General features: G+C 71.6%; 3 protein-coding genes. 2 read left to right on the plus strand and 1 reads right to left on the minus strand.

Annotation, left to right across the window (positions count from 1 at the left end; genetic code table 11):
• The coding region (locus tag VFO68_RS00690; protein ID WP_325156134.1) for a discoidin domain-containing protein at window positions 1–2025 on the minus strand (2025 nt) is incomplete at its 3' end.
• A gap of 135 nt (window positions 2026–2160) precedes the next feature.
• On the opposite strand from VFO68_RS00690, the gene VFO68_RS00695 reads away from it, so the two are divergent.
• Both VFO68_RS00695 and VFO68_RS00700 read left to right on the plus strand, forming a co-directional pair.
• Complete coding sequence (locus VFO68_RS00695; RefSeq protein WP_325156135.1) at window positions 2161–4074, plus strand: serine/threonine-protein kinase; 1914 nt, start codon at window positions 2161–2163, stop codon at window positions 4072–4074.
• A gap of 10 nt (window positions 4075–4084) precedes the next feature.
• Window positions 4085–4825, plus strand: a complete 741-nt coding sequence (locus VFO68_RS00700) for a class I SAM-dependent methyltransferase (protein WP_325156136.1) — start codon at window positions 4085–4087, stop codon at window positions 4823–4825.
• Window positions 4826–4908: the final 83 nt, after the last annotated feature.

Consider the following 4908-nt stretch of genomic DNA (forward strand, 5'->3'; position numbering starts at 1 on the left):
CACCGTGGACTTCAGCAGCTCGTTGGCCTCGTCGTAGATGTGCCGCGGCGGGCCGGCGCCCGGTGAGTTGGTCGGGCTGGCCTCGGCGCCGTAGAGCCAGGCGTACCGCGAGGTCAGGTTGATGGCCTTGTGGAAGCTGCCGTTGACATAGATGTTCAGCGTCGAGGTGGTTCCGCCGCCGCCGGGGGAGTCCGGAATGGAGAACCGGGTGACCAGCGTGTTGGTGCTGGCCCTGGTGGTGAACTCGACGAAGGCGCCGGTGGAGTTCAGCGTCACCGCGCGCCGGCCGGACGCCTCGCCGGCCAGGTCGCCGACGGTCCGGTTCGGCCCGATCACGCTGGCACCGCCGCCGGTCGTGCCGTCCTCGGCCTCGTACATGTCGTAGGGCATGTTGGCGCCCCGGCCGACGAACAGCGCCCGGCTGCTGGTGTTGTTGGCCTGCTTGACCGGTAGCTCGTTGGCGTCGGTCGCCAGCACGACGCGAACCGTGTACCGCCCGTTCGCCGCCGTCCAGGTGCCCAGCGTCACCGGAGCCGCGGTGGCGCCGGCCGCGATGACCCCGTTGTGCGCGCCGGTCAACGTACGCACCGCCGTGCCGCCCTGGTCGAGCACCGTGACCGTGATCCCGTGCGCGCCGGACGCCGAGGCGACGCTGCCCTGGTTGCGGATCGCGACCGAGAAGCTCACCGCGTTGCCGGCCGCCGGGTTGCCCGGCGACCAGGTCACCGCCGCGGCCACCAGGTCAGAGCTGGCGACCGGACCGACCACCAGCGGCGTGCCGCCCGTGAAGCTGTTGTTCGCCTCGTTCAGCTCGATGACCGTGTTGTTCTCGTCCACCTTGGCGGTGAGCTGATAGGTCCCGGCATCCCGGGCGCCGATGCTGGTGGACACCGTGCTCTGGGCTCCGGCCGCCAGTGCACCCAGCTGCGCCGTGCCGGCCAGGTTGCTGCCCAGGTAAAGGTTGACGCTGGTGGCGCCGGACCCCGCGGTCCCGCCGTTGCGCACGGTGGCGCTCACCGTGATCTGGTCGGTCTCCACCGGGCTGGCGGGACTCCAGGACAGTGCTGTGACCGTCAGGTCCGGGTTCGGCGCCGGCGTGCCGAACACCTGGAACTCGGCGGCCTGGCCGGCCGGCGCGCCGGAGTTGGCGGTGTAGCGCAGGCGCACCTCCGCCGCGGTGGCCGAGACCGGAATCGTGACGGCGTTGCCGCTCGCCGGGTCGAAAACGTAGGAGGCCGCGCCCGCGATGGTGGTGAACGCCGAGGAACTCTGCTCGCGGCCCTGCACCTCGATGGTCTGGGTGCGCCGGCCCCAGGCCGGATCCGGGTTCAGCCGCACCACCACCGAACTCAGGGCCGCGTTCGCGCCGAGGTTCACGGTGAGCGTGTTCGGGTAGCTGCCCGGCGCGCCCTCCCAGTAGGTGGCCACGTTGTTGTCGTTGGCGTTGGCGGCGACGAAGGTGAACACCGAGGACGACGCCGTGACCGGTTTGCCGAGAGCCAGGTTCGCGCCCGGCGGCTGGGGGTTGCCGCCGGTGCCGTGGACCTCGAACTCGGACAGCTGCCCGGCCGGCCAACCGGTGTTGGCGGTGATCAGCAGCCGGACGTAGCGCACGCTCGCCGGTCCGAAGTCGATCTGCACGGTGCTCGAGGTGGCCGGGTTGAAGGTATAGCCGGCCGAGCCGACCAGGGTGCTGAAGCTGGTGCCGTTGGTGCTGCCCTGCACGGTCAGGGTCTGGGTGCGGGCCGCCCAGTTCGCCACCGGCAGTTTCATGATCACTCGGTTGACCGTGGCGGTCGCGCCGAGGTCGGCCTGGATCCATTGCGGGAAGGCGTTGTTGGCGCTTTCCCAGTAGGAGTTCTGGTTGCCGTCGCCGGCGTTGGCGGCCCCGAACGGACCGTTGGAACTGCTGGCGGTGAGGGTCGCCGGAAGCAGTTCGGCGGCCGCCGGTTGGGTGGACAGGACGAGGGGGAGCAGGGCGATCAGCAGGGTCGCGGGGATGAGCCGCGAGATCAGGCGCTTCATTGCGTTCCTCTCGCAGGGTGAGCGGAAACTTTCAATGATGAGTGAAGTTCTTGCGACGTTGAGTACAAGAGTTACAGACAGTCCGTGTTCTCGTCAACGGGGCCAATCAGCGGCGGCCGCCGTGCCGAACCTGCCTTGAGCCCACTGATCGCCCTGGCTACGGTGGGCGGGATCAGACCTGCGAGGGGACCGACACTGACCGGACGCAACGGGGACAACCAGATCTCGGACGCGGAACTGCGGGCGTGGGCGCCCAACCCGGCCGAGCGGACCGCCGCGCCGCAGGCGAATGCCATGCGGCTACCGGGTTACAGTGACTTCCAGCTGGTCGCCGAGGGCGGCGAGGGGATCGTGTACCGCGCCCGGCAGGACGGCCTTGGCCGGTACGTCGCGGTCAAGGTGATCAACGTCGGTGATCCCGACCGGCTCGCCCGGTTCCGCCGCGAACTGGAGATCACCGTGCGGCTCGGCCGGCAGCACCCGCACATCGTCACGGTGATCGACACCGGCACCGCGCCGAGCGGCCTGCCGTGCATCGTGATGGAGTACTACGACCTCGGCTCCCTGCACGACCGGCTGCGCAACCTCGGTCCGCTGCCCGTGAACGAGGTCGTGGCCGTCGGCATCGCGGTGGCCGACGCGCTCGCTTTCGCCCACACGCAAGGCTTTCTGCACCGCGACGTCAAGCCGCAGAACATCCTGATCCTGCCCACCTCCTACGTGCTGGCCGACTTCGGCATCGCCCGCCTGGCCGACGCCGGCAACACCACGTCGTTGCAGATGGTCAGCTATCGGCACGCCGCGCCGCAGATGATCGACGGCCAGTCGCCCGCCGCCGCCGACGACCTGTGGTCCCTGGGCTCGACCCTGTTCACGCTCCTCGATGGCGCACCCCCGTTCGCCACGGAGAACCCGGACGAGGACACCATGCTGTCCTATTTGGACCGGGTGCGCGGCACGGCTCCCCGCCCCATCCGCCGCGCCGACATTCCCCCGGAACTGAACGCGATCATCACCCGCTGCCTGTCCAAACGCCGCGAAGACCGCTACCCCAACGCGACCGCGCTGCGCGCGGCCCTGTCGGCCATCGACACCACCACCGCCGCCTGGACCCCCTCCCTGCCCGTCGCGGGTACAACGCCGTCTGATCCCGGCCCCACCACCCAAGCCGACTTCGGCCCGTCCTCAGGCGCCCTCCCGGTAACCGATCCGCACCCCGCCGCCGACCTCGGCCCGGCGCTCGGTTCCCTGGCGGTGTCCGATTTCGGCCCAACCCCCGGCTCGGTCGCGGCGTCCGATTTCGGTCCGGCCCCCGGCTCGGTCCCGTTCGCCGACTTCGGCCCCCGCCCCACCCCACCCGCGCCGCCCGCTCCCGACCTCGACTCCGAGCGCACCGCCCTCGGCCCCGGCAGCGACCTCGCCGGCCTCACGGTCCGGCTCCCCGACGACCCCACCTCCGCCCCCGACTTCGGCCCCCGGTCGGGCTTCGACTTCGGTCCCAGCGGCCCGCCGGCGGAAACCGGGTTCCCCGCCTCCTACCCCCCGGCCCCCGCACAACGCCCGACGCCCCTCAAACTCCCGGACCCCGCGCCGCCTCCGCGCCGGCGCCGCCTCCGGATCGCCCTGCTCGCCCTCGCGGCGGTCCTGGTCGGCGGCGCCATCGGCCTCGGCACCACCCTGATCGACCGGCAGCCCGACGCCACCACCGCGGCGCCCCCACCCAGCACGGCCGCCACCGCCGCGTCCGGGTCCGCCACCCCCGGCGGCGACCCCGCGTTCGCCCCCACCCTGGACCGTCTCGAGGATGCGGGCGCCTCGATCGCCCTCACCTGGACCGACCCCACCGCCGGCAAGGCCCAGTTCGTCGTCGTCGACGTCACCGGCAACCGCCCCAACCCGATCGCCACCGTCGTCGCGGGCGTCACCACCCACACGGTCACCGGCCTCGACCCCACCGCCAAGCAATACTGCTTCCAGATCATCGCCATCGGCCTGGCCGACCCCACCACCCAGCGCGGCGCCTCCGCCCGCACCTGCACCACCCGCTAGGGGCAGTGTCATGTCCAGTGCGCGGTTGTATGACTCCATCGGGGCCACCTACACCGTTACGCGGCGCACCGAGCCGCGGATCGCCGGGCAGGTCTGGGCGGCGCTCGGGGATGCGCGGACCGTGTTGAACGTGGGCGCCGGCACCGGTTCCTATGAGCCCGCCGACCGTGACGTTGTCGCAGTGGAACCGTCGGGGGTCATGCGGGCGCAGCGTCCTGCCGGCGCGGCGCCGTGCGTGGCCGCCACGGCGGAGCGCCTTCCGTTCGCCGACCAGTCCTTCGACGCCGCGATGGCCTTTTCCACCGTTCATCATTGGCCCGACCCGGTGGCCGGGCTGCGCGAGATGCAGCGCGTGGCACGCCGCGTGGTGGTGTTCACCTGCGACACCAGTGACCGGAGCTGGCGGCATCGGTTCTGGCTGACGCGTGACTACCTGCCCGAGGTCGCTGCCTCGCGCGTGGGCCTCGCTACCGAGTTGGCTCGCGCGATCGGCGCCCGAATGGAACCAGTGCTCATCCCGTGGGACTGCGCCGACGGCTTCTTCGAGGCCCACTGGCGCCGGCCCGAGGCCTACCTGGACGAGCGTGTCCGGCGCGGAGTGTCGGTGTGGACCGGTGTCGGGGCGGACGCCGAGCAGCGGGCGGTGCGCAGCATCCGGGATGACCTCGCCTCGGGCCGGTGGGCCGAACGCAACCGCGACCTTCTCGACCTCGAAGCAGCGGAGCTCGGCCTTCGCCTGCTCGTCACCTGATCTACCTGGCTCGGCGGATCAGCGGCCGGGGGTCGAGGGGCCAGTGCAGGCGGCGGTACCAGGGGGTGATGCGGCGCAGGGAG

The sequence above is a fragment of the Actinophytocola sp. genome, assembly GCF_035712165.1.
Classification (GTDB): domain Bacteria; phylum Actinomycetota; class Actinomycetes; order Mycobacteriales; family Pseudonocardiaceae; genus DASYTH01.

Coding starts and splice junctions, on each gene's coding strand:
- VFO68_RS00700 (WP_325156136.1), top strand. CDS start 4,085: ATGTCCAGTGCGCGGTTGTATGACTCCATCGGGGCCACCTACACCGTT.